The organism is Moraxella sp. CTOTU47724 (assembly GCF_032014955.1).
Taxonomy (GTDB): Bacteria; Pseudomonadota; Gammaproteobacteria; order Pseudomonadales; family Moraxellaceae; genus Faucicola; species Faucicola tetraodonis.
On record NZ_DALZSV010000089.1, the window covers coordinates 1 to 5,237 of the forward strand.

Below are 5,237 nucleotides of genomic sequence, written 5' to 3' on the forward strand. Positions count from 1 at the left end.
TAGTAAAAAATTGATTAATGTCTTCATTCTCTATTATATTTTCAACATCTTTTTTTAGACTTCTAATATTTTCTATATCTTCACTCGTTAGAAATAATTCTAATATTGCTTCTGAATTTTTGGCTTCTTCTCTCCAGTCTTGGTGAAAATATGCATTTACAAAATAATCAAAAGTTTTATAGTTGCTTATATAAATTTCCTTAAGGTTCTGGATATGCGGTCAATATGATGTATGCTGAAAAAAACGGAAGAAAATATTTGGTAAACTAACAACCTAAACAGGAATTTACCATGAGTAAGAAAAGAGTAGAATACAGCGACACCTTTAAAGCCGAAGCCATTGCCAAAATCAAAACAATATCAGCCAAAACGCCAAAGAACTCGGCATACCGATGAACACATTAGCGAACTGGCACAGAAAGGCTGAAAGCGGTGTACTTGCAGGCGCACAAAACTATAACCCTGAAATTATAGCCGCCTTGGATGAAATCAAAGACCTTAAAAAACAACTCAAGATCGCTCAAGAAGAACGAGAAATCTTAAAAAAGGCAACGGCGTATTTTGCCAATGAGGAGGAATAAGCGAAGCACTGCTTTGCCCCGACGCAAGGTGAGAGCTATGCTTGAGTACCAATAGCCAAGTACGCCTTTATGCAAGAGAATCGATTGAAATACTGCATATAACGCATGGCAAGGTTATTTGAAGTCAGCCTATCAGGCTACTATGATTGGTTAAAGCGAGGCATCAGCAAGCGAAAACAGCACCACAATCGCTGTGAACTATTGGTCAAATCCGCTCACATAGATACAGAGCAAAGCTATGGTCATGAGCGCTTGAATCAGCACTTAACCAATCAAGGACATAACATCAGCTTATACATGGTACGGCAAATCAAGCAAGAACATGGTATTTACTGCAAACGTCACAAGCGATTTAAAACGACTACTGACTCAAATCATAATAAGCCTGTTTATCCAAATCTGCTAGAACAGCAGTTTGACGTGGCAGCTCCTAACATCGAAAAGATTCTTGCGGAGCAGTGCTCCTCAGGTCAGCGATATTACCTACATTTGGACCAATGAAGGCTGGGTGTGCTTGTCAGCAGTCAAAGACTTGTACAGCAAAGAAATTGTGGGATATGCGTTAAATAAACGTATGGCCGCTGATTTAGTTTGTAAGGCTCTAAAAAATGCGATTAAGTATAAACGACCTGCTAGGGGGCTTATCGTGCATTCTGATCGAGGAAGTCAGTATTGCAGTCATCAATACCGCCAAATCATTCAAAAACATACCTTGGCTAGTTCTATGAGCCGAAAAGGTACTCAGGCATAGCCTTCGCCTTGCACTCGGGTAAAGCAGTGCTTTGCTATTCCTCGTTCATGCTATGATAACACTCCGATTGAGAGCTTCTTGGGTGAGAAGCACTGCTTCACAAGAAAAAACGAGCTGGTTTACCACAAAGTCTATGAAACTCGGAATGAAGCCATTAAAGATGTCGTTCGATATATTGAGATGTTTTACAACCGTCAGAGAATACAAAAAGGGTTAGGATTTAAATCACCTGCGGGGGTTTCCAAGACTTTTATCGTCAGGCTGCCTGACATAATCTACCAAGTGTTTTATTCCGTTGTTGACAGCAGGGGTCATTATACGCACTGTCGGCGTAAACGGCTGATTCATCACCTGTTAAAAGCGTGGTAAAACATTGTGAATCATGGACATTGGCTGGGGTAGTTTGAATCTTTTTGACAAAGCTGTCTTCATCACAATTAAGATGGATTTTAAAGCCGTAGGTGGTTTTTACTTTGCCTGTGCTGTCTTTTTTACTGACGTATGCAGCTTCGTTATCTTGGGTATTGTCGGTATGTTTGCCTTTTTTAGCTCGTTTGTTTTTGGCTTCAACGATACTGGCATCAATGATGCTAACACTGCCTGCTTTGATGATGATATTTTGCTCGGCTAGTTGTTGACTGATTTGGTTGAATAAGGGTTCAATGAGTCAAAGTTCACCTAAGTGTTTGTGGTATCGCCAGATGGTGCTGTGGTCGGGTACGTTATCGGTAAGCGATAGACCAACAAAGCGACGAAATAGTAAATCTCTTGCCAGTTGTTTTTCCATGGCTGGGTCGGATAGGTTATAGAGTTTTTGTAGTAGTAAGATTTTAAACATGATGACAGGGTGAAAGGCACTTTCGCCACGGTCACTGCTATGAACGTGGCGTAAGGTTTGCTCGATAGTTTGCCAGTTGATTAGGTTATGTAGTTCATCTAATTCTTCGATGGCTTTGTGACCATTGATGAGACTGTCTGCTAGGGAGAGTTACCCTGTTTGTTTCCATGCCATATTCGTATCTTTTGCTATCTTTTTGATTTTACTGTATTATATCAATTTTAAAAACTTTTGTTTATTTTTTCGTGCAAAGGTTTCTAATTTATCTCTCCTAAAATATTTTGGAAAACGCCATGCGATTAATGCAACCCTTCCATACGTTGACGAATCAAATTTTTGACTATGTCAATCTTCCTCATGGTTTGACTCATACCACCGATTTGAACCAAACCGATAATAAACTTGATGCGCTTATTACGCCATCTGGGGGTTGGGGTGCGTTGATAGCCGTGCAAGGTAATATGCGAAAGCAGCAGGCATTGACCCGTGCGCCAATCACATTATTAGACCTAAATCAGCCATTTGGCACTAAGTGCCCAAGTTGTGCATTTCCAAACGGCAAAAAAAAGCCCATTAATTTTTGTGAAAATGGGGCTAAAGCAACGGCATTTGAAACCACCAAAAAAACTGTGACGGCTGATTTTTTTGCCAAATATACCGTCACTGAACTGCTCGCGCAAAGTGATTATTTCTTGGAAAACCAAGGACGCTTGACTGAGCCTATGCAGTACAATGCGGCGACTGATGAGTACGAACCCATCGAATGGGAAGCTGCTTATCAGTTGATTGCCAGTCATCTCAATCGATTGGATGACCCGAATGAAGCTGTCTTTTATACCTCTGGTCGAGCCAGTAATGAAGCGTCGTTTTTGTATCAGTTATTTACCAAATGCTATGGCACGAACAATATGCCAGATTGCTCCAATATGTGCCATGAAGCAAGCAGTGTGGGGTTAAAAGATAGTATCGGCTTAGGTAAAGCAACCATCATAATGGATGACTTTGAGCATTGTGACAGCGTGTGGAGTTTTGGGCATAATCCAGGTACCAATCACCCACGTATGCTAGAAACATTGGCAAATGTCGCTGAGCGTGGTGGCAAAATCATTGTGATTAATCCGCTTAAAGAGCGGGGACTTACCCGTTTTCAAGATCCAAAACGCCCAAGCCAAATGCTGACAAATGGTAGCACGCCACTTAGTCACTATTTTTTCCAGCTAAACATTGGCTCAGACTATGCGTTAATGACGGGCATACTCAAGCATTTAGATAATTGGGATCGCGAGGCACGGGATAACGTTAAAGCCACTATTTTTGATCATGACTTTATTCAAGCCCAGACCGTAGGCTTTGATGAAATGATTGCAGGGGTAAGGGCGACCGATTGGCAAACCATTTATCATATTACAGGGTTAGACGCGCAGCAAATTGAGCAACTAGCCCAGCTTTATCGAGAGAGTAAACGTCCTATTTTAACATGGTGTATGGGCATCACCCAGCATCGTCATGGTACGGACAATGTGCATATGTTGGCAAATTTAGCCTTGGTTATGGGGCATATTGGCAAGACAGGGACGGGACTTGCGCCGATTCGTGGGCATAGTAATGTTCAAGGTAACCGTACCATGGGTGTATGGGACAAGCCTTCAGATAAGCTACTTGATCAAATCGACAAAGTTTTTGGCATTAAGTCCCCTAGAGCGCATGGCTATAACGTTGTAGAGACCCTTGAAGCCATGCAACAAGGCAAGGTTAAAGTATTTATGAGCCTAGCGGGCAATTTTGCAGTGGCAACCCCCGATAAAGCACGTACAGAAGCGGGTATTCGCGGCTGTGAGTTAACGGTACAGATACAGACCAAGCTCAATCGTAGCCACTTGATTCATGGTAAAGAAGCCATTATTTTACCTTGTTTAGGACGAACAGAAATTGATAAGCAAGGCGACAATAACCAATACATTAGTATTGAAGATTCCATGTGTAATGTGGTGTTGTCACAAGGAGCGCGTCAGCCTGTTTCACATAAATTGCGCGCTGAAACTGAGATTATCGCAAGTATCGCTGCGGCTACACTTAGGCATAGCCCGATTCGTTGGGCTTGGTATGTAGAAGATTACGACCGAATTCGTAATGACATTGCTAAAGCCATTGAAGGCTTTGATAACTTTAACCAAAAAGTCTATACCAAACAAGGCTTTCATCTACCGCATCCTGCCAACCGTTATGAATGGCAGACCCAATCTGGTAAAGCCACCTTTTTCTTTACACCGTTAACCGAGATTTATGCAGATAAATTGACGGCTCAGCCCGATGATTTATTAACACTAACCAGTATCCGTTCTCATGACCAATTCAATACCACCATTTATGGGTTGGATGACCGCTATCGCAACGTTTTTGACACGCGGCAAGTAATTTTTATGAATGCTGATGATGCTGATAGATTGGATTTAAAAGCAGGTGATAAGGTGACTATCCAAAGTGAATACGGCGATGGTATTGAGCGAAAAGTCACAGGCTTTCAAGTCATTTTGTATGATATCCCTAAAGGCAATCTAGCCATGTACTACCCTGAAGCCAATCCACTGATTGCGATGACAGATTTTGATAAAAAATCAGGCATGCCTGCCTTTAAAACCGTGTCGGTTAGACTGAGAAAATGTGCTTAATGATCATAGGGTTGCTTAAAAAACCCTATGGATGATTGTTAAATGTAAAAGTATCATTAAATAAAAAAGTATCATTGAATAAAAAAGTGATGATTGAAAAAACAGGCTGAAAAATTGAATATTTACGCGTTTTTTAAGATGAGTAATAAACTTACTGTCGAAAATTAAACCCATAAATAAATGTTATAGATTTTCTTTAAATATTAATTCAACAAAAACACCTGTTATTGTTGAATAAATCAGGATGAGCAATTTTAATTGTTTTTTCCCTGATTTTATTCAATAATATTGTCTATTATTTATTTCAATGAAAACCTATCAATAATATTATGCTAGTCATTTATTTTTGTGTTTTATTGTAATTTATGTATTGACAATAATATTTTTATTCTAAATTT

At 40.2% G+C, this 5,237-nt stretch carries 2 protein-coding genes and 2 pseudogenes; 2 read left to right on the forward strand and 2 right to left on the reverse strand.

Annotated features, from left to right (window positions below; translation table 11 throughout):
• Positions 1-214: contact-dependent growth inhibition system immunity protein (locus RTR63_RS11855; RefSeq protein WP_409418219.1), on the reverse strand; the 214-nt coding region annotated here is incomplete at its 3' end.
• A gap of 77 nt (positions 215-291) precedes the next feature.
• Here RTR63_RS11855 and RTR63_RS11420 point away from each other — a divergent pair.
• Positions 292-1,601 (forward strand): annotated as a pseudogene (locus tag RTR63_RS11420) (IS3 family transposase).
• Positions 1,602-1,648: 47 nt separating this feature from the next.
• On the opposite strand, the pseudogene RTR63_RS11425 reads toward RTR63_RS11420, so the two are convergent.
• Positions 1,649-2,299 (reverse strand): annotated as a pseudogene (locus RTR63_RS11425) (IS5 family transposase); the annotation flags it as partial.
• A gap of 164 nt (positions 2,300-2,463) precedes the next feature.
• On the opposite strand from RTR63_RS11425, the gene RTR63_RS11430 reads away from it, so the two are divergent.
• Positions 2,464-4,839, forward strand: coding sequence for an FdhF/YdeP family oxidoreductase (locus RTR63_RS11430; RefSeq protein WP_312524363.1), 2,376 nt, complete (start codon positions 2,464-2,466; stop codon positions 4,837-4,839).
• The last annotated feature ends 398 nt before the right edge of the window (positions 4,840-5,237 follow it).

Bases quoted from the DNA above. Each gene is read 5' to 3' on its own strand.
- RTR63_RS11430 (WP_312524363.1), top strand. From the start codon at position 2,464: ATGCGATTAATGCAACCCTTCCATACGTTGACGAATCAAATTTTTGAC.